Origin of the sequence: Corynebacterium sp. HMSC11D10, from assembly GCF_001806995.1 — a bacterium.
GTDB lineage: Bacteria > Actinomycetota > Actinomycetes > Mycobacteriales > Mycobacteriaceae > Corynebacterium > Corynebacterium coyleae.
Genome location: NZ_KV787090.1, coordinates 1 through 21,034, shown reverse-complemented (window position 1 = coordinate 21,034; position 21,034 = coordinate 1). Strand labels below are relative to the sequence as shown.

Sequence of the window (21,034 nt, the reverse complement as noted above, 5' to 3'; positions counted from 1 at the left end):
GATTAGGAGAAAAAGTTGGCAACGAGTGTCCAACCCACCGCGGATGTTTCGGAGCAATGCGAAATTGGTGATGGGACAAAGATCTGGCACCTAGCGCAGGTCCGAGAAAACGCCCGCCTGGGGGAAAATTGCATCGTCGGGCGAGGTGCATACGTCGGTGAAGGTGTTGTCATTGGTGATAACTGCAAAATTCAGAACCTGGCTCAGGTGTATGAGCCGGCGGTACTGAACGACGGAGTCTTTATCGGGCCTGCAGTAGTGCTCACGAATGACCAGTATCCGCGCGCGATTAACGAAGACGGTTCATTGAAATCCGCATCCGACTGGGAGCCCGTGGGAGTTACGGTGCAGAAGGGGGCCGCTATCGGCGCGCGCAGCGTTCTAGTTGCTCCTGTCACGATCGGTGAGTGGGCATTGGTTGCCGCTGGATCGACCGTAGTAAAGGATGTGCCGGCTTTCGCTATCGTTGCCGGCACGCCTGCGCGCCAAGTCGGTTGGGTTGGCCCTGCTGGACAGCCACTTCGACAAGTAGATGGTGAAACAGCGGTTTATCAGTGCCCAGTTACAGGCAAAAAATTCCGTGAAACCGACGATCAGTTAAAGGAGATCTAAAATGCCTAACCTTGAGTTTATTCCCTCTGCGAAGCCGATTATCGGTGACGATGAGCGAAGGGCGGTTGACGCCGTTCTCGCATCAGGCATGATCGCGCAGGGCCCTAAGGTTGAAGAGTTTGAAAACAAGTTTGGGGAGAAAGCCCTGGCGGATAGTTTCGCGGTCGCGGTCAATTCAGGCACCTCGGCGCTGCACCTTGGCCTCTTGGCTGCTGGTATTGGCCCGGGTGATGAAGTAATCGTCCCGTCGTTTACTTTTGCCGCCACCGGTAACTCTGTCGCAGCTGTTGGAGCAACCCCGGTCTTCGCAGACGTTGATGAGTACTTCTGCTTGGATGCCGAAGACGTGAAGTCTCGCATCACAGATCGAACCAAAGGTATTATGCCGGTCCATTTGTACGGCCATCCCGCGAATCTTACGGCCTTGCAGCAGGTCGCAGATGAAGCGGGAATTGAAGTCTTCGAGGACTGCGCACAGGCTCACTTAGCGACTTGGGGTGGGAAGCCAGTCGGTACCTTCGGCAAGTTCGGTGCATTTAGCTTCTATCCCACGAAGAATATGACAACTGCTGAAGGCGGAGCTGTCTCGACGAACGATCCTGATGTTCGGCGCAAAGTTCAGCTTCTGCGGAACCAAGGTATGGAGGTTCGCTATCAGAACGAACTCGTGGGTTTCAACAACCGGATGACGGATGTCCACGCGGCAATTGGGCTAGTTCAACTTGAGAAGCTGGCGGGTTGGACCGAAACTCGCCAGAAAAATGCAAGTTTCTTAAGCTCGAACATTTCTGAGGTCGTCACTCCAAAGGTGCATCCGGAGGCAACTCACGTCTACCACCAGTACACGGTTTTGGTTGAAGAAGACCGTGACGGATTCCAGAAGGCGTTGGCTGATGAACATGGTGTTGGATCGGGCGTGTATTACCCGGTGCCGAATCACCGCCTGCCTTCTCTCAATGGATTCGCAGAAGGTGTGGATCTCCCACAGACGGAAAAGTATGCGAAGCAGTGCCTCTCTCTACCCGTTCATCCGAGCTTGAGTGAGGCAGATCTGAACCGCATTGTTGAAGCAGTTAACCTCGTTGCTAAGGCTGGTGCGTAATGGCCGATTTGCGATACGGAGTAGTCGGCCTCGGCTCGATGGGGCGGCACCACGTTCGCAACATTCGTTCGCTCGATGGTGCCGAACTGATTGCAGTTGCCGATCCCTTTGGAGATAAATTTGGTGTCGCAGGGGATACCCCGCTGTTCACGGACGTTGCCCAGGTGATTGATGCTGGTGTCGACGCAGTAGTGGTTGCAGTCCCCACGTCGGAACACCATGCTGTTGCGAAGCAACTCATTGAAAATGGCATTCACGTATTAGTCGAAAAGCCGCTCGCCGCCACCATTGAAGAAGCTAGAGAGCTCACTGGACTTGTTGAGGAACATGGAGTGGTGGGGGCTGTCGGATACGTGGAACGTTGTAATCCGGCAATTCGCGCTATGCGTGAGAAGATTGAAGAAGGCCTTCTGGGGCAGATCCATCAGATTGCAACCGTGCGCCAGTCGCCCTTCCCAGCGCGTATTAAAGACGTTGGCGTAGTCAAGGATTTGGCTACACACGATCTCGATCTGACAGCTTGGGTAGCCAAGAGTGAGTATCAGTCGATCTCGGCGACTACCAACAATGCGTCTGGACGTGACTACGAGGATTTTGTGTCGATCAACGGTATCCTCGCCAATGGAGTCATCGTCAACCACCTTGTGAACTGGATGAGCCCTTACAAGGAGCGCAAGACCGTGGTTACAGGGGAGAACGGCGCACTAGTCGCAGAAACGGTGCTGGGTGACCTTACCTATTACAAGAACGGTATCGACGAAATCGAGTGGGATCAGATATCCAACTTCCGCGGTGTTTCTGAAGGCGAAGTCATTCGTTACGCGATCAGTAAGCCCGAGCCCCTATCTGTGGAACACCGCGCATTCCGCGATGCGGTCGTGAACGGTAAACCTGGGATCGTTACATTCGCTGAGGGGCTGCGGACCATGCGCGTTGTTGAAGCTGCCCTTGAGTCCGCAAATTCTAACCAGACTGTCCTTTTGGAGGCTTAGAAATGAAAAAAGTTGCAGTTGTCGCGCTTGGAAAGATCGGCCTTCCGCTGGCCGTTCAGTTCGCGCGATCCGGATTCGAAGTTGCTGGCGTCGATGTGAACGCGGAGACAGTCGATAAGGTGAACGCTGGCATCGCTCCTTTCCCCGGAGAAGCTCACCTTGAGGAGTATCTTGCGGAGGTTGTGAACAGTGGCCATCTTAGGGCTACCACAGACTATGGCGCAGCCATTCCTGATGCTGATGTCATCGTCCTGGTAGTACCCCTCTTTGTTGACGAGGAGACGTGGCAGCCTGACTTTGGGTGGATGGATTCAGCAACGCAGTCCTTGGCGGAGCACCTCACGCCGGGAACCCTTATTTCGTATGAGACCACTCTTCCAGTTGGTACAACCCGTAACCGCTGGAAGCCAATGATCGAAAAGATCAGTGGCCTTAAAGAGGGGCACGACTTCCACTTGGTATTTAGCCCAGAGCGAGTATTGACTGGGCGAGTCTTTGAGGATTTGCGCCGGTATCCGAAACTGATAGGTGGGCTCTCTGAGGAAGGTGCTGATCTTGCCCGACAGTTCTACGCGGGTGCATTGCAGTTTGATGAGCGCGATGATCTACCGAGGGAAAACGGGGTATGGGACCTAGGGTCTGCTGAGGCGTCGGAGCTGGCAAAGCTCGCCGAGACAACATATCGGGATGTGAATATTGGATTGGCAAACCAGTTCGCTGTTTACGCTGATAAGGAAGGAATCGATGTAAATTCTGTTATCGACGCTTGTAATTCACAGCCCTTCAGCCACATCCATCGTCCTGGAATCGCAGTAGGTGGCCACTGCATCCCAGTTTATCCGCGACTGTACCTATCCACCGATCCCGATGCCTCGATAGTGCGCGAGTCCAGACTCTTCAACGCAGGAATGCCCGAGTACTGTGTTCAGACACTGGAGAAGGAATCTGGGGCTCTCAACGGCCAGACAGTCGTGGTGTTTGGTGCGTCATACCGAGGTGGGGTCAAGGAAACCGCGTTCTCCGGCGTTTTCGCCACAGTTGGAGCCCTTCAGAGCCGGGGTGCCATCGTCAAGGTTCATGATCCGATGTATTCCGATGATGAACTGCGTAACTTTGGGTGGGAGCCGTTCCACCTTGGAGAGCAGGCGGGCGCAGCCATTATTCAGGCCGACCACGCCGAGTACCGTGAACTGAGTCCGAGCGATATCCCTGGTGTGAAGGTCCTCTTTGACGGCAGGAACGTCACCCAGCCCCAGAAATGGGATGGAGTTGCACGGCTGACTATCGGATAGCGAAGACAATGAACCCGAACTTCGACCTCCCACTCCCTCGGTCGATAATTGCCCCTAGTTACTCAGACGATGATCTCGTCACGAGACTCTATCTAGAAAACGAGTACTTAAAATCCCACCGTAAGACCTTTACGGTGGGGCCAGGCCTTGAATTGCCCTCCGGAGAGCTCTTGGAGAGCGAAGAGCGATACTGCTTTACTCGACAATTTCTTCGTGAAACCTCGAAACAGGAGATGGGACAACGCCATCTTGTTATCGCAAACGAGTACCCGTCGAAGGAGAAGCGGTACGCCAATGGTTTTGTGCATCGCCGCGTAAAATTTTATCAAGAAGCGGGGTTGGAAGTCGACGTCGTTGCTTTTGGCAAACGTGTTCGACCAGACGTGTACGATTTTGACGGAGTGAAAGTACTTGCCGGATACGTCAACGAACTAGCCGGCCTCATTTCCACCCGTGAATACGCATCTGTGAGTGTCCATTTCCCAAACTCCGAGATGTGGAAAGTTCTCAAGGGAAACATCCGCGATTCGGCGAACCTAGTTTTCTATATTCACGGATACGAGGCTAGGAATTGGTCCAGGTTGCCCTACGGGATCCGTGATGTCGCCATGCTGAATGCTCGAATTGAGCGCAGTCTCCGGACTGAGGATGTATGGAAAGAAATCGTCAACTCAAACGTAGACAGGTTTATTTTCGTATCGGACTGGTGGCGTGAAGCTGCCATGGATGACCTGGGCGTGTACTTCGGCTCAGAAAACAGCGAAGTTATTCACAACTTTGTCGACACGCGGATTTTCGCCTACGAGAAGAAGGATCCCCAGCAACGATTCAAGTTGCTTTGGGTCCGTAGTGCTAACGCCCACAACTACGGTGCGGACATCGCCGCCGAGTTCCTACGCCAGCTGAAACTGACCCCTGTCTGGGCAGATCTTGAAGTTCTGATCGTGGGAGATGGTCAGTACTTCAACGAATTCGATGAATTTCGTGACGATGAAGTTGTTACCGTGCGACGGGATTTCATTAAACAAGAGGAGATTGCGGATCTTCACAAGAGATTTGGCATGTTTATCGTCCCCACGAGATTCGATACTCAGGGCGTTTCACGTGACGAGGCAATGTCGTCTGGTCTTGTGCCCATTACTTGCCCGGTGACTGCGGTTCCCGAGTTTGCTGATAGCAGCTGCTCTATTCTCTTTGCGGAGGACGAAGTGGAAACGGCGGTTGAGGAGTACTTACGTGTTGCTAGAGATCCAGAATTATTCTCGGCCATGTCTCGTGCCGCTGCCCAACGAAGCGCAGATTTAAATGGTGCGGAGGCAACGGTAGCTCGCGAAATCGAATTAATGACGCGCTGAAGGGTTTGTAATGAACATTCTGATTACAACTGATCGGATTTCCCCGATTTTAGGTTTTCTGTTGGATGAGCTGAAAGCCCTTCAGTTGGTGCCTTCCGTGCACTTCCAACGTGAGGACCGTTTTCTTGGTCCAGAATTAACCTCCCCAGCCTGGGCCCCGGGAGTAAGTTCACTCATTCGGCAGCGTTTTTATAATTCAGGCGCCGAATCTCTACCGAATCTAGTTGTCGCGCTTGGGTTTGAGGCTGCGGTTACTGCGCTTGAGCGCTTCGAGGGCGTAAAGCTCTTAACTGTTTTGATGCACGGCGATCTGGATTTTAGTGGTCGCAACCGTAAACGTGTGGTCCAATTCAAGAGCATTTGTCAAGCTTCTGAAGCGCTTGTTTTGATGAACGAGTGGGATATGACAAAGGCTATTTCTCACGGATCCACAATTCCCCAGTTTCTTTGGAATCCGGCTAAGAACTCATTGGATCTCTCTCCGTTCACCTCCGCAAGCGGAGATGTAGCTGTCGTATATGACTCTCGGCAGCGCAAGCTCGAAGACTTACGGCTGGAGCCGTCGATCGTGGCGCTTCAAGAAGTTGTCGACATTCTTGGTGTGTCTCTTCGTTTTATGGAGTCCAATGCCTTCTATTGGTACAAGGACTTTATGGCCTCTAGAAGCTACTCGGGTACCGTGTCCCTTCGACTGAGAGGGGTCTCGCATCTCTATTTCTGGGACGATGATGCGGATAGCGTCGCAGCTTACTCGGGGATCGTTGATTCTCCGCATCCGATCGTCGTGCGCCCTACGGTTGGCGCAAGCTTGACATCCCGAACATTGCGGAGGGTAGTGGTTGGTAGCCCGTCCACGTGGGCCTACCGTTTGATTAGTCCTGAACGGGTAGTGACTCCAGTTGACATCGATCCCAAGATCGATGTTGGGCGTCCCTTCTGGGAGATTCTTGATAGCGTCCTTGAAGGCACGAAGGTCCCATGGTTTTGGGAAGACTACGGCGACGTCGGAAGCTTTTCACTTTTTCCAAGCGTCGCTGCAGTTGAGAACCGATCCGATGGAGCCCGCCCGCAACGCATTCGGAATATGTTCCTGGCGTTGTCAGAAGACTCGCTCACCATCCAACTCAATTTTGAACAACGAGTGTTAGCGCGTCGAGAAAAGCTAGTTCGCGAATATGTCTCACGTGGTATGAGGTGCGATTTCGTGTATGGGGAGAATTCGACGAATCCGGTTAGAGCGAAAGATAGCATTATCATGCTATATCGCCTTTTAGATCACTTGTCTGCTCGCCAAGCAACCCCATCCGCTTGGTTTGTTCGCGACTTGCATTGGTTGGATGAAGAGATTGTTTCGCGCGGAAGTACGCAGGAAGCAAGGGCTGCTGGAAAATTCGAGCTAGAACGGATAAGCCGTTCTTTTGGTACAATTCTCAGTCCTTCGCAAGAAAGTGCGCGGCTCTTCAACCAGCTCGTGGCCCGCGAAATCGACGTGCAATTTACTAATGATGAACTCCCGCCGGGAGTAAACCATGCAAACTGCGTAAGGATTGAAGGCGAGGAGCTTGGCGTCACACTACTCTATTCAGGCGGCATCGGCAGTGCGTACAAGATGCCCAGCTATTTAGACGCGGTGGCGCAATACCTACTTTCCGAAGATCAAGGACTGAGTGACAGATCTCTACTATTTGACTTTCTGGTACGCCCCGCTGAACAGCACATTCTTCTGGATGAGTTGCTGCAACGTGGAATTGCAGACCATCCCGACATCAGGATTCTTAACGGGGACTTCGACAGCTATGAACCTAGAACGCAGGAGACTGTTGGGGTGCTGTTGCTTGAATCAGCTTATGCTAGTCAAGCGTTTCCTTATAAGTCTGTTTCCTACATAGAGAAAGGGCTGCGATTCCTCGCATTCAGCGGATCGCCTGTTGAAAGGTTTTTCGGGCCAAGCGGTGTGGTTATACCGTGTGAAGCTGATGTAACGAGCTTGGCTGAAACTCTGATACAGCTCAAGTTATTCGGCCACGGTGGTGCCGATTGGAATTCGATTTGGCACGAGCATTCCTGGGCTAACCGTCTTTCAACAGCTAGGAAGCTCGCCCAAGTGGCCGACCGCGAGGATCCCTAAAGGCTTAAAGCCTTAGCCACTGAACCGTGGGAAGAACGTAATTCAAGTTGATCTAGAGGGTAGAAGAGTGTCGCTGTCTATCGTTAAAATTCCCAAGTATAATGCAGAAACTAGTAAGGATAGGGAATCAACTCTCGAAGCGCTAAATCGTAACAGCGACCTGTTTCTAGGACCGCGATATGCGAAGACCCCCGTAGTCCACACCGATCTCAACCCCAGCGGTGCTTGGATCGCAGAATGGCATGCCGCCAATGGGAAAGACTACGACACTTTTGCAAAGACTGGCGGCAGGTGGTGTGTTTCTTCCGCGAATCAAACTGCATCTCGCTTGGCGCGAAACCTTAGATCTCGTGCAGGGGCTGCGTATTTTAGTGAACCAGTTTGGGGTTCATTTGCGACAGTTTACGGAGATTCGAGTGCTAAACGAGTTCTGGCATGGAACACAGTCCCTGCTATGGACCCCATCTATTTCTGCGATTCCCAGGAACACTTTCTAATCAGCAATCGGCCTATCATTTGCAAACTCGCTGAACTGAAACGACGAGTCCGCATTGAGGACCTTAACCATGCGTATCTGGCGGAGTACCTAGAATTCGGCTATTCGATTTCCGGAATCTCGCCGTTCCAGAGCGTGACAACACTCCCATCGCGTTCTGCTCTATCAATTAGCGGCAGGAGCTTTACGTTTGTTGCTGCGCCTATCCAATCGACACCGGAGATTGATCAACAGTCGGATCCTCGCCGGTACGCAGCGCCTGAATTAGCTACTGCTCTAGAAAATGCTGCCAGCCGGTGTTACGCGCGATCATCTTATGGAGATCTGCAAATTAGGCTCAGTGGGGGATTGGACTCGAGGTTTCTGTTAGGCCTCTTTTCGAAAACAGATTTCGACGAAATTAAGTGTGTAACTCATGGGGTTGCTAGCGACAAAGAAGTTGCAATAGCTTCCCAACTCGCATCAATGGCGGGAGTGTCTCACGTGATCAAGGCGCCGGAACCGCTGGTCCGTTTCGACTACCTCTCGTCGCTCGTTAAGTCCATTAAAGACAGTGGCGGGCTGATTCCCTCGGAGTCTCTTGTGGCGCCTTTCTCTCCCACTAACCCGTCCTCAAACGGGGGCGCAATCACCCTCGGTCAATGGCCTCTGTTTAAAGGGTATCTGGACAGCGTCCCAACTACTGATGAAAACGAAGTGCTTTATCGGATTTTCACCCGCGGGAGTGGTTTAGTGAACGATGAACTCTCAGAGTACTGCTCGGATGTCCTTGAGAGGTGGCTGAGCTCTATGGTTGCGGTCTCCAACGCGGAGGTCCTATATAACTTTGCGCGAGATATGCGGTCGAGTCGCTACCTTGAGGCGCAAACTAGCCAAACGGACCGAGATTGCCAGGTGAGTTACCCAATGGCAGATTCTGAAGTTACTGCTTTAAGTGATGCGATCCCGATCGAAAACCGCGCGCCGAACTATGTGAGTTTCTTCGCGCTTCAGCAGATTTGGCCGGAGGCGCTAACGGTGCCACTTAACACGACCAAAACTCTACGTTTTGAGGCGAATGGTCCGCTAGCAGGCGTATCTGGACTGTCTTTCAAGAACAGGAGGGGCGAACCTTCTCCATTTACAGGTTTCGTCCACGAGCCTGTCTATAAAGGGACTGATTTTGCCAAGGTTATGGGGGCAATTGAGTTTTATGCAGCTGAGTATGTAGCGCAGAGCTCTGTTTGGCAAAAACTCAGACCGATGCTGGACTCTTCTACTGTTCAACTTGTTGAGACTGTGGTGGCAGCTGGGCCAAGCCGATCGGCGAGCCTGTTTACCAGTTACGTCGAGAAGAAGAGCAAAAGAGTGGCGTTGTCGCGTTTGGCCCTCGCAGCAATGTGGGCTGAAGGTGCGTGGCTGTAGAGCTAGGATCCAAGGATCCACTCGCCACCACCGTAGGGCAAGATCTTCCACCGTTTCGTCTGCAGACTATACTTGCATGAGCAAAAGCTTGCAGGAAGCAAGTAGTCTGCAGTAAGAGTGGCTGGAGAGTGCGGAGAGAGTATGGCCGAACGACGCAAAATGGCAATGCTGGTTGGGAATGCGGTTGAAGGTGATTCACGTGTCGAAAAAGCAGCCGTTTCTGCCAAGAACTTAGGTCACGATGTCTATTTGGTCGGAATCAAGAATAAAACCGTTCCCCAGTTTGGTTCATACCAATCGATACCGATCTTCAGGCCAGTTCCAGATTTCTCTGAATATACCGCGTGGCGCAGGACACTGAATACCGAGGCTGAGCCTGCGGAAGATTTCATTGATCGAAAGCAACAGGAATTCAATAATGTCCTTCGTGGCTGGGAGGTGAAATTCTCCAAATTATCGGCGGAGTTGGAATCCGCCAAGGCGTTGCCCCACCTCTTGGCACCTGAGAGGTTTAGGGCCCCGTCGCAGCCGACGCATGACTGGGAACAGTGCATTCACCGTGCGACCCAGCCAATTCGAAAACAGTATCAGCGCATGCTTCGTGCAACAGTAAACGCGAAAAATGCAAGCAGTTGGCGTAAGAGTGCAATTCCAGGTGAGTGGAAGAACCTGTGGCCCCAGATTCCTGGATTCGAGGAGGCCTTTCTCTCCGCGTTACGTCTGATTGAGCCTGACATAATTCATGTCCATGACAGACATCCAATGTCGGCGGCAGTTCGGTACTCGGACGAAATGCGCGAAAAAGGAATTGAGGTGCCCTGGATCTATGATGCGCATGAGTTTCTTCCCGGTCAGCGGTTTAGTGGCCCCGCTCAACATAGATATGGGTGGCTGAGCCTAGAATCGGAAATGATTCACCAGGCCGACGCAGTAATCACGGTTTCGAATGATCTCGCAGAGTCTTTGGCAAATCGCCACCACTTGAGTGCAAAACCGTTCGTTGTAGAAAACGCACCTCTTGCTGCCCACGTTTTGAATCACGATCCCGATCGACAATCGTTGAGGGAGGAACTCCGGATTCCAGACGGTGCTCCGTTGGCCGTGTACGTGGGCAAACTGGCCGAACGACGTGGTATCTACGACGCGGTGGAAGCGGTGTCCAAGATTCCAAGTCTTCATTTGGCATTTGTCGGATCAAAGGATCTCAAGCCGCGAAATCAGATTTTCAATCTGGCTGCTCAATTTAAGGTCTCTGACCGGGTCCGCATCGTTGACTACGTTCCGTCCAGCTATGTGACCAGCTATATTTCTTCGGCGGATATTGGGTTGAGCCCCTTGTACAGTACGCCTGCTCATGAGCAGGCACTGGCGACAAAGATTCGCGAATATATTGTTGCGGGATTGCCGATTGTGGGAAGTGATCTTAAAGCGCAGGGGACTTTCATCCGCAAACACTCAATTGGAGAAACCCATGACGCAAATGATCCGCGGTCGATGGCTGAGGCCATCAAAAGGGCGCTCGCAGACCTTCCGCAATTGCAATTGAACGTGACGAAGATCCGCGACGAGCACACGTGGGAGAGGCAAGAAGTTGTTCTCGCGAAGGCGTGGAGCCGAGTAGCGCATGAGCCACCAAAGAGTCAGCAGCAAGCGGAAAGCAGTGAGGATTTTGGGCTTGTGAAGGCCGGTGCGGTATTTTCCCGTGCGAGATCGAAGAAGCTGGCGCCCTTGTTCTTAGCGATGCATGCCAGTTCCCAGCGAGTCGCGCTAGCTAAAAAGTCGCAGATCTATCTGCAGGATGAGGACGGGGAATGGTGGACCCTCGGACCCGCAATTGGTACTGCTGAGGAGACTTTCAAAACTTGGCGCAAACTAGTGTCTATGGCTGACGTTCTTGTGGCAACTGATTTTGAACCGTTGTTCGTCGAAGCAATGGGAGTAGGGCAGAATCTCAGTAGACAGCTCGAGAAGGCTGGTATCGGTTTTTATAACTGGACCACGGCGAGCGATATTTTGAAAGCAGACTCCATCGCTCGTGAACAGGCCCCGGCGCATAGCAACAGCAGTGCACGTGCCGAGAAGATGAAAACCCGAGCCATCGAGATTAGCGAGACACGGTGTTCTACATTGATATCCGATCAACCGAGCATCCTCGTCGCTTCGTCGAGTTCTATTTGGTTGCCAGGCGAGGTGAATGCTACTCCGCTCATAAAACAGTCAAACGACGAGGGGCGCGTGGTTGTTATGATCGGTCCTGCTGAGCGATCTGCGTCTGAAATTGAGGTTCTTGAGCAACTGAAGTTGGACTATCCAATGATTGATTTCGTTGAGTATTCGGATGCAAAAACGCCAGCAGAAGTTTCCGTCTTTATCGACTCCTTAAGTGGAGGAGTTTGGGATAGTCTCACGGAAAGTGCATTTGCAGCTCGGATACCAGTGCTTGCCGAGTATTCGTCGCAGGTAGTTGAAAAGTTGGACGTTGCTCCACCTTATGTGCCTACCCCCTACGACCTAGTGGCCATAAATCTCCGACTTGTTCTGTCCGGTCGAATTGAGACTCCTGCCCCGGACGATTACCTCAATTTTAGGCAGAGTCTGACGTCTCGCGCATTTTCGCAATAGAGGAGGGTATTGAGATGGGAAGGCCGCCAAATGGCGGTCTCCCTGCGTTCAAATACCTCAATGTAGAAGTTTACTCAAGCCAGCTCTTTGTACGCCATAGCAAGACTAGGGCAACCCGCTGAAGACGCAGGTTGAAGATTTTTCGCCCTGCTCGAACTGGGAAAAGCTCCGTGACCACGTTCGAGGGAGAGCCAGCAACTCTCTCTATCGACTGCGAAAACTCGTCGGAGAGCAGGGCCTTGACATCCTCCCACTCGGTGTGCCGAACAATCCAAGCTGCGGTGTCGCCGATCGGATTCGTGAAGTAGCGCGAAAAGTCCGGTCCGTTTTCGCTCTGCTTCCAGACCGGGCCGTTATAGGGCCGGGGAGCGCCGTATCGAGCCTCATAATCGGGCCCTGAGACGCCACTCAGAGGTTGATTAGCCTCGAAACGGAAGCCCTTCCCATATGCGTGCGGGACCTTTAGGGACTCTTCCCAAATCTCTCGAAGAGCAAGAAAAGCGGAAATGTTTTGCATGCGGTTAATCGTGGGCAAAGACTTAGCGGCGGCAACCACTTCGCTATCGCAGAATGGGTACATCACCTGCGATTCTCTGTCGATTTGGATACTGTGTGGTTGCAAATAGCGAGATGAGCGGAGGTCGTAGCCGTGCATGTACAAAAGCTCAAGATTAGATAGCGCAGCAACGGAGCTTAACCATTGACCAAAAACGTCTTGGGTGTACACATTTAACTCGGGGTTCAGTAGCTGCGCGTCTATTCGGGAAAAAGTTGCACGGACGCGATCCAAAGAGTTATTCGCAGCTTTATCTAGAACGCCTTTGAATAATGGCCATTGTCCTGCTACCAGATTTTCACCAGGCGATAATGGCGCGGCGCTCTTGTACGGAGCGACGAGACTTTCAGACGGAATCATTCCCTGCGATTCTCTGATGCTCCCCGCCAAAGAATTGATCCAACTACTGGGATCAATAGGGCTTGGGACGACAACCAAGTGACTGACTTTGGCCCGCTCTGCGAGTTCGGCCGCAACCATCACTTCTTGAGAGTCTTTACTGCCCTGGGTAACCGCAGTTAGTTCGATTCCTTCGATATCCTTGAAAAGACCAAGCATTAGGCGACTATCAAGTCCGCCACTCAATCGTAGCTGAACCGAATCAGTCGAACGATTAGCAACGGACCGTTGAACGGATGCTTTAAAGGCGTTGACTAACTCAGGTACACCTTCGGACCATCTGTCCTTGCTCTCCTCAATCGTCAATTCCGGTTCTTCGGGCGCAGCTCCTATAGAGAGGGACCCTCCGGCAATTTGCAGACTCGAGCGTGGTGGCAAAGTAGTGACCCCGTGAAAGGGAGTAACCCCTGAAACCGAGTAGCCGAAATTGAGGTACTCTAATGCATACTTGTCATCCAGTTGGATCCGGTGCAGGGAACCGTCATTGAGTGTCAGCGCTGCGAGAAGAGGTCGATTCGATACAACAATGAATTGATCGGATTGCCCATAGTGGAGGGTTTCGAGGGACGGTACAGTAGCCCAACCGTAGATACGATCTGTTCCCTTATCACCGACCAAAGTAGCGTATGAACCCCACACGGAAGATTCGTAACGCAATCTGCCAGTCTTGCTGGTCACACAAGTAAGGATCTCGTCGACGACGTTGGGGCTCGTCGCGACTGCCCAACGCCCTTTTCGTACGCGGTGGAAGGGCTGATTTTGCTGCGCCGAAGGCTCAAATCTAATTAAGAGACCCCCGGTTGTCGTGATGTCGTGGTCGTATATCGCAGTCCGCGAATAGCGAGGACCTAAGAACGGGGCAAAGGACCGACAAACCGTCTCTGCGAGCGAAGTGAGACTGTTCTGGTCGTTCGCTGCAGATGATTTGGGGAATAGCGCGAAAAAGATCATGCCTGCAGTCTATCTTTTGCCACCCGTCGCGTGCTGGTAGCCTACACTTCGTAGGAAGTTACGGGACAGAATAGTTAGTTGTCATGCCCTCATGACGAATGGCGCGTACTTGAAAGACCCACTATTCCTTGGGGTATGTGCGGATAGGCCGAAAGTCTTTGAAGCCGTTCGGTCAGCTAGAGTGGAGTTTTTCGGCCTCGAGACTGGCGACTTGCTAACAGCTCAGGCAGAGTGAATGATCGCTCTTTACGCACCTGGCTACTACTCACCGCCGATCCGCGACTTTGTTAGCTTTAACGAGCGGTCAGTTATGAAGGTGAATTCGCATATCATCTATGAAGCGGGATCCCTTTCCGATCCCGACACGGGGCTGACCAAGCTCTTCTCTAGTGCACACCGGTAAGAAAGCCATCACAGAACTGTCGGCGCCTTAGCGATACTTCAGGTCAAGGCGAATAATGACAGCATCGCTTGCTATAACGACTCATGCGGTTTCGGCCGCATTTACTACGCACAAGTGACTGGAATATCTATCGTCGCAAATAGCATTCCCGCCGTCGTAGTGGCCAGGGGAGAAGTCTGTGAGTGTAATCAGGATTGTTGGGCCACCTACCACTGCGGTGGGGTTGTTGCGAGAAGAAGCGGCCGTGGCATTTACGTACTCCGGCGGGAAAGGAACTGTCGCGCTGGTTCATCAACCGCCGGTGCGGTGACAAAACCAAAAGATGCCAGTTTCTCGTGGTCATTTGCGATAATTGCGCCGATAGTGGACTCAATTAGAGATATAGGTGGTGGGACGTGGCCTTGCCCCCAATCGTCCATAAGCAGATTCAACCTGTTGGATTCGGCAGGAATCTTCCGCATCCAATAGGCGACGTGCCGGTCGCGGTGATGACCATCAAAAACATTTTGCATGAAGTACACAGTGTTTGGGAAACCGTCTCGGTATAACTCGCCTAAATCGGTAACGATAGGTAGCGACTCAAGGCTCGACTGCCCCCAGGCAGTCTCGACGTAGTCGGCGACCACGTCGGGATTGTATTCAGCGATGTCTGTTTGTGGATTCATGGCCAGTGCAATGGAACCTGGAAAACCGTGAGAGTAGAAGAGGCTTGCAAATCCGCCGCCCGAAGCTCCAAAGAAAATTACGCGCTGCTTCTTTTCGTAGCTACTGAGAAGGTGGCGAATGACGTTTGGCAGATCTCTTTGCAGAGGTTGTGATCTCGTGCCCGCAAACCACCCAAGGCTGAGACCCATTGATAGGACGGGATCGGAAATGCAAATGACATTTACATTGAACCCAGAGGTAACGTTTAGAGCGGAGAAGAGCGGGTAGGAAGATACTTTCCCATGCGCGAGTGCAGCGTGAAAGCAGACTATTGTTGTATCTGCCCCGCGATCAATGTGAAGAAGATCCAACTCACTGTCGCCGTATTCGACAGTGATGAACTCGGCATCGGGCGAAGACGCAAAAAAGTCGCCCAAGTTCCGATACGAGCAAACGTTTTCGAAACGTGACAGGTCTCGTCTAAGCATTCTGAGAACACTACAGCATTCCTCCTCCAGGGTAAATAGCGGTTGGAGGCATCGCTCTCCGTCCCGAGCGAAAGCTTTTTAACTGCTTCAGCACAGAAAGAAGGAGTAGACGGGCTGCAAAATCAAGTCGTCATCTCTGGGGGCAGGCGTTGCCCTTTAGGTTCACGTATCGCATCGCATTAGAGGGACGCGGGTTCCAGTTAAGTACGGGCCATGAAGCGTCCTGGGTTTAGTTCCTACCTCTGCTAAGGAAGGATTGGCATTATGCCCAGAAAGTATTCCGTCGAATTCAGGGAGAAGGCGGTTCATCAAGTCGTTGAGATGATCCGTTTGGAGTCGTGCTCACGGCAACGCGCTTACGAGGAAGTCGGAGAGCTTCTTGGCGTGTCCCACCACACGTTGCGCGCTTGATACCGCGACAGCATCGCAGTCAACGAGCAGGCTTTGCCTTCAGGTGGTGAAACCTTGGAAGAAGAGCTTAAGCGGCTGCGCAGAAAAACGCGAGTTGAAACGAGCCAACGCAATCCTCAAGACTGCCTCGACTTTTTCGCGGCGGAACTCGACCGACCCACGACCAAATGATCGCCTACATCGACGCGCACAAAGATCAGTTTGGGTTCGAGGCCATCTGCCGTGTTTTGAAACCGGCAGATCGTGGATTCATCACTTCTCGCGGCTACCGCAAAGCCACTACTCGTGTCCCGAGTGCGACAGCGTTAAGCGATAGTCTGCTTATCCCAGAGATTCAACGCGTGCATGCGGAAAACTTCTCGGTCCAAGGCATCCGCAAGATGTGGCACGCGATGAACCGCGAAGGCTTTCATGCCGGCCGTGACAATACTGCACGCTTGATGAAGCTTGCAGGTGTTTCTGGTCGGCGACGTGGACGAATCCCGATAACTACGATCAGTGCCAAGACACCGGATCATCGCCCGGACTTGGTAGAGCGAAACTTTCGTGCAACAGCACCTGGACGGCTTTGGGTGACCGACATTACCTACGTTCGCACCCTGTCAGGGTTTGCATACACAGCGTTTGTCACTGACGTCTACAGCCGCAAAATAGTCGGTGTTGCCACACGCTCTACGATGCGTACCGATGCGCTGCCGATGGAGGCTTTGGAACATTCTTTAACAACTGCCGGTCGAATCCATGGCGATCAGCTGGTACACCACAGTGATCGGGGAAGTCAGTACGTGTCGTTGAAGTACTCCGCCGCTTTAGCTGAAGCCGGAATCCGGCCGAGTGTCGGCACCGTTGGCGATTCCTATTACAACGCGCTGGCGGAGACGGTCAACGGTCTCTACAAGGCTGAACTTATCCATGCGCACGGCCTGTGGACGTCGGTCGGCGAAGTCGAGCTTGCCACCTTGCGATGGGTGCATTGGTGGAACACCAAACGCCTTCACGAAGCCTTGGACTACGCCACCCCACAGGAAATAGAAACCGAGTATTATCTCACCGAGCCCATCAACACAAGGCCATAAAAGAAGCGGAACCAAACCCTGGACGCTTCAGTTTTCTCCCATTGTTGATGCTGGAAGTACCGTCGTTCGGTGGCCTGTGTCTGCGTTGTCAGCTCCCGCTTGGAAGGAACCGTCTGGAGACCTGCTCGCGAGATGCAATGCCGTCCCGATACCGAGCCACCAACGTGATGGTGGCTCCGTGGGAGAGACCCAGAGCGTTCTGAGCTGCCAGGAGGCCTACCAAACCGTCACCGGAAGATCGCGAACACCGCTGCCGAATTTCCGGCTGCAACACCGCAGTCACCGAATCCGCTTAAAAACTTCACCGTGCGCAAGGCTCCTGTCCCAGTAGACCTGAACGACAACTAGTACTAGTTCATACAGCCGGGCTGCGACAGGTGGCTCGGCTCTGGTGACGGTGGCGGTACCAACTACTCGGGACGGGGCAGTACCGAGTCTTCGGAGCACCGGTACCAAGAACCCACAGCCGACACTGCTACCCGATACCCACTGAATCACTACCGGAAAGTCACACCGCCGCTACCAGAAACGCGGTCGCAACATCCAAAAGGGCCACATCTAACCCCCGCGACACGCCGATAGTAGACACACTTTTGAGCCTTAACCCGCCTTAACCCCCGTTTGACCCGTGATGAACGCCAAAACGCCCCGCATGCGGAGAGCGGGGCGTTTTGCTGCTCCTCCAACTGGGCTCGAACCAGTGACCCTTCGATTAACAGTCGAATGCTCTGCCAACTGAGCTATGGAGGAATATTTTGTTATGTTGCTCATTGCTGTGCAACGAGAGATAACAATAGCGTGGATTGTTGTAGGTGCAAAATCGCCTGGTCAATATGGGTAATTGTGCGTTAATGTGGCGGTTATGATTATTCCTGTTGGTGGGGTTCGTCCACACGCACTTGCTGGTGGCCTGATTGGGCTGGGTGTCGTGTTCTTGTTTACAGCGCCGCGCTTTGAGGATTGGCGGGCGCTGACGTTCTTGGCCCTGGCGCTGATTATTCCGTCGGTGGTGTGGCTTGTGGCGGATCGCTGGTTTCGGCGGCCTCGTGGGGTGGTGTGGTGGTTGCTCATCGCTGCGGCGGTTGCGCTTGGGGTGTGGGGAATTGCGCTATTTCCCGCGACATAAGCGGTGATGGTGAGTAGGGTGGACGACATGAAGAAACCGATGCTTGCTCTCGGCGTCGCTGCCGCCGTATCCACCTCTGCTGTTGTTGCTCCGTATGCGTTTGCGGAAAGTAGCGACTCGCAAAGCGATAGCGCTGTTACTCGGGAGGAAGGTACGGCGGGGGATGAGGGGTCGTCGTTAAGCAATGGCGCCATTGTGGGCATCTCGCTGGGTGTCCTGGCAGCCGTTGGTATTGGTGGGGCGGTTGCGGTACAGCAGGGGTGGCTGGAACTACCGGAGCCGCTCAACGCTCAGGTGCTTGGTGGGCTAGCGGCGATCGCGTCGGCACTGTCGGTGCCTGCGCTTGCGCCGAAGCAGAATGCGAAACCGGCGGGGAACTCGTGCTCGCCAAGCGCGTTTGACGCGGTTGTGCCGGAGTGGCCGGCGGGGTTCGGTACGACCGTGAACTTCTGCGACGGCAAGTGGGCCGTTGCGGGTGCGAAGGGGACGGACTGGATCCTGTTCTTCAAGAACACGGACGGCAAGTGGGCCAAGATTCCGGCGGATGGCACGAAGCGGACGGGCATGACGCAGGCGTGCTACAACGGCATCAAACTGCGCCAGCAGGGTGCGCCGGAGGCGTTCATGCGTGAGGTGCCGGTGTGTACGCCGGCGGAGATTGGGGTGTAGGGGCGTCTTTAAGCTCGCTGAAATCTAATATTTCCAGAAGAAATACTGGATATTAGTAACTTCCTTAGGGTAATCTGCGAATGATCGTAGATATCTCTGTGGAAGGAACCAGCTAATGGCCTCACATAAAACCAGGGCAGGAATCGCAATTGCGCTTTCCTGCTCTCTTGTGTTTGGTGGAACAAGTGTCGCACCTGCCCAGGCACAGATTGGCGGGGCGAAAGTGGTAGACGTTGCCGCTCCATATGCAACACCGCGCCTGGACATGTCTAACCCGTTCTATGTTGACGGACAGCATGTCGTCGTTTTCGGCAAGCGCTACTCGATGATTGAGGCGGGCGCTCTCGCAGTGCAGGTGACGATTGGTGCAGCGGTGGCAATCGCCGCTCTAGTTGCACGCTCGAAGGATTGCGGTAGCTCGGAGGTTTCGGCGACGGAGCTGAGCTCGTGCTTGGGCGAAGACTTCGGCACCATCCCCGTCACGGTTAAGACATCGCCTGAATACGAAAAGGGAAAGCTGCTCTCTGACCTGCGAGTCGGAGCAGATGACATGCAAGGTTTTGGCCCATTTTCACTCGGTGGGAAAACCTACATGGACTCTCTTGTAACTACCGGCATCTTCAGCGGATGGGGAACAAGGTATTTCGAATTTGCTGGCGACGAAATCGACGCATTTGGTGCCGTGGTCGGAATTCAAGACCAAGGCAATGGCCGCTCGCGTCCGGTGCCTGCAAAGGCAGTGCTGATTTTCCGTGTTGATGGCAAGACTGTCAAGAACGTCGAGATTACTGCGGGGAAGCCACAGTACGTTGAGCACAAGTTCACCGAACGTGGGAAGAACATCAGAGTTGAGATCGTCGGCATGGAAGCCGATGGATCTCAAATGAACGCCCACGGTGGTGTAGTTATCGGTACGCCGCGGGTGTGGTAGTTCGCAACTGGCGGTTTGAGATTGGCCAGTAGGTCGCTCGTGGGTTAAGTAGCAAAAAGTGTGTCCGCTCCACGTGTCGCGGGGCGGACACACTTTTTGCTACTTAACCCGAAGTTGAAGCAAACTGAATGCTTAAGCTGCCCAACCAAAAGTTGCTTGCCATGTATGAGAAGATCAAGGAAGCTAGCAGCTCAATGCATGATTTAGCCGAAGAATTTCGATTGGGTACACGGCGGCAGCGCTAAAAGACAGGGCGTGATTAATGGCTTATCGGAAGTCGAAGCAGCGAACCAAGGCCCTGGTTCGCTCGCGTAAGGACGAGGAGCGCCGAGCGGCAGCTTTGATTGAGAATCCTGAGTTGTGGACAATCGAGCACCAACTCGAAATGCTCGGTCGAATCACCGAGGACTACGATGAATCGACAGATCAACGCAGTTTCCTAGAATCAAAGTTAAATAGCTTAATCGAACAATTCCGAGAGCTAGCAGGAAACTATGACCCAGCGCGCGTGATTGGGGTCATGCGCATGCTGTCGTTTGTGAATGCCCGTAACCAGCTTTCGTACCAGCGACTGAATGAAGGACGAGATTATTCGATCTCCTTGGTGGAAGCCGCAACGCTTGTGCTTTACTGCGGTGCTCAAGTGAGAGACGCAGATAGCTTTCCGGAACCAGCTATCGGTAACGGAGTGGTGGATGAAGCAGCGGAAAAGTTTTTTGAAATCATGCGGCAGATTCGATTGGTAGTCACCGCCCTCCAACTGAACAAGACTGGGCAGATGTCCTCACAAGCTCAGATAGCAGCGCGTCATTCAGCGGTCAGGCAGTGGATTCGGGAGTCCACCTACAGTTCAGTCCTGATGGAAATAAACCACGACTTGTTCAGTGCGGCGAGTATTGATGAGCTACTCATGGTCAATCGATCATATTCCTTTGGGGACGTTGAGAGGGTCTTTGGTTGGCTAGCGCACTCGGCGGATGACCGGTTTAATAATGCTGCCGATCAGCTCCTTGATCTGTTTAACCAGCGGTTTCAATTGTCGGACAAAGATGCTGAACGAGTAATGCGGGCGTTGGCGCGCATGTTTGCCCCGCCTTTCAAAGATGTGACGCTTTCCGCCAGAGAGGTCGCTCAAAGCACCGGCCAGTCCGAACCGGTCGTGCAAAAAATTCTGGAGGATTTTTCAATCAATCTTTCCGAGCTTCCTGAAAAGCACGTCGGCACGATGCTTGTTGAGGGGTCAAGTCCCCTATTTGAGTTTCCTTTAGTGCGAGAGCGGGAGAATCGTTTTTTGATTCCTGATGAGGCTTTACTCGCTCCTTCGATCAAGCGAAATCTCGAAAGGTCAAGTCCCGTGTAGTGGTGTAGCCGTTTGT

At 53.0% G+C, this 21,034-nt stretch carries 14 protein-coding genes, 1 tRNA gene and 1 pseudogene; 13 read left to right on the top strand and 3 right to left on the bottom strand.

Features of this window, described 5'->3' with window-relative positions:
* Positions 1-15 precede the first annotated feature (15 nt).
* The 8 genes from HMPREF3120_RS11040 (at position 16) to HMPREF3120_RS11005 (ending at position 12,003) form a co-directional block, all read left to right on the top strand.
* Positions 16-612, top strand: coding sequence for an acyltransferase (locus HMPREF3120_RS11040; RefSeq protein WP_070453466.1), 597 nt, complete (start codon positions 16-18; stop codon positions 610-612).
* A gap of 1 nt (position 613) precedes the next feature.
* Entirely contained in the window at positions 614-1,714 is a 1,101-nt protein-coding gene (locus HMPREF3120_RS11035) for a DegT/DnrJ/EryC1/StrS family aminotransferase (RefSeq protein ID WP_070453464.1), read from the top strand.
* Positions 1,714-2,706 (top strand): Gfo/Idh/MocA family protein, encoded by a 993-nt coding sequence (locus tag HMPREF3120_RS11030; RefSeq protein ID WP_070453462.1) that lies wholly within the window; start codon positions 1,714-1,716, stop codon positions 2,704-2,706. The genes HMPREF3120_RS11035 and HMPREF3120_RS11030 overlap by 1 nt, the downstream gene beginning before the upstream one ends.
* A gap of 2 nt (positions 2,707-2,708) precedes the next feature.
* Positions 2,709-3,998, top strand: a complete 1,290-nt coding sequence (locus HMPREF3120_RS11025) for a nucleotide sugar dehydrogenase (RefSeq protein WP_070453459.1) — start codon at positions 2,709-2,711, stop codon at positions 3,996-3,998.
* A gap of 170 nt (positions 3,999-4,168) precedes the next feature.
* On the top strand, positions 4,169-5,353 hold the full coding sequence (locus HMPREF3120_RS11020; RefSeq protein WP_210384518.1) for a glycosyltransferase family 4 protein: 1,185 nt from the start codon (positions 4,169-4,171) through the stop codon (positions 5,351-5,353).
* A gap of 10 nt (positions 5,354-5,363) precedes the next feature.
* A complete protein-coding gene (locus HMPREF3120_RS11015) occupies positions 5,364-7,481 on the top strand; it encodes a hypothetical protein (RefSeq protein WP_070453453.1) in 2,118 nt (705 codons plus the stop codon).
* 454 nt (positions 7,482-7,935) lie between these two features.
* Positions 7,936-9,381, top strand: coding sequence for an asparagine synthetase B family protein (locus HMPREF3120_RS12050; RefSeq protein WP_141739441.1), 1,446 nt, complete (start codon positions 7,936-7,938; stop codon positions 9,379-9,381).
* Positions 9,382-9,522: 141 nt separating this feature from the next.
* Entirely contained in the window at positions 9,523-12,003 is a 2,481-nt protein-coding gene (locus tag HMPREF3120_RS11005; protein ID WP_070453447.1) for a glycosyltransferase family 4 protein, read from the top strand.
* Positions 12,004-12,073: 70 nt separating this feature from the next.
* Here HMPREF3120_RS11005 and HMPREF3120_RS12045 read toward each other — a convergent pair whose 3' ends face one another.
* Positions 12,074-13,636, bottom strand: a complete 1,563-nt coding sequence (locus tag HMPREF3120_RS12045) for an asparagine synthase-related protein (RefSeq protein ID WP_167594455.1) — start codon at positions 13,634-13,636, stop codon at positions 12,074-12,076.
* A 927-nt stretch (positions 13,637-14,563) separates the two neighbouring features.
* Complete coding sequence (locus tag HMPREF3120_RS10995; RefSeq protein ID WP_070453442.1) at positions 14,564-15,445, bottom strand: hypothetical protein; 882 nt, start codon at positions 15,443-15,445, stop codon at positions 14,564-14,566.
* Between the two features lie 264 nt (positions 15,446-15,709).
* Here HMPREF3120_RS10995 and HMPREF3120_RS10985 point away from each other — a divergent pair.
* A pseudogene (locus tag HMPREF3120_RS10985) lies at positions 15,710-16,932 on the top strand (IS3 family transposase).
* 677 nt (positions 16,933-17,609) lie between these two features.
* On the opposite strand, the gene HMPREF3120_RS10980 reads toward HMPREF3120_RS10985, so the two are convergent.
* Positions 17,610-17,682, bottom strand: a tRNA-Asn gene (locus HMPREF3120_RS10980).
* Between the two features lie 112 nt (positions 17,683-17,794).
* On the opposite strand from HMPREF3120_RS10980, the gene HMPREF3120_RS10975 reads away from it, so the two are divergent.
* The 4 genes from HMPREF3120_RS10975 (at position 17,795) to HMPREF3120_RS10960 (ending at position 21,018) form a co-directional block, all read left to right on the top strand.
* On the top strand, positions 17,795-18,058 hold the full coding sequence (locus tag HMPREF3120_RS10975) for a hypothetical protein (protein WP_070453434.1): 264 nt from the start codon (positions 17,795-17,797) through the stop codon (positions 18,056-18,058).
* A 27-nt stretch (positions 18,059-18,085) separates the two neighbouring features.
* Positions 18,086-18,727, top strand: a complete 642-nt coding sequence (locus HMPREF3120_RS10970) for a hypothetical protein (protein WP_141739440.1) — start codon at positions 18,086-18,088, stop codon at positions 18,725-18,727.
* A 115-nt stretch (positions 18,728-18,842) separates the two neighbouring features.
* Entirely contained in the window at positions 18,843-19,658 is an 816-nt protein-coding gene (locus HMPREF3120_RS10965; protein ID WP_070453428.1) for a hypothetical protein, read from the top strand.
* Positions 19,659-19,920: 262 nt separating this feature from the next.
* Positions 19,921-21,018: a hypothetical protein gene (locus tag HMPREF3120_RS10960; RefSeq protein ID WP_070453425.1), complete on the top strand. Its 1,098-nt coding sequence runs from the start codon at positions 19,921-19,923 to the stop codon at positions 21,016-21,018.
* Positions 21,019-21,034: the final 16 nt, after the last annotated feature.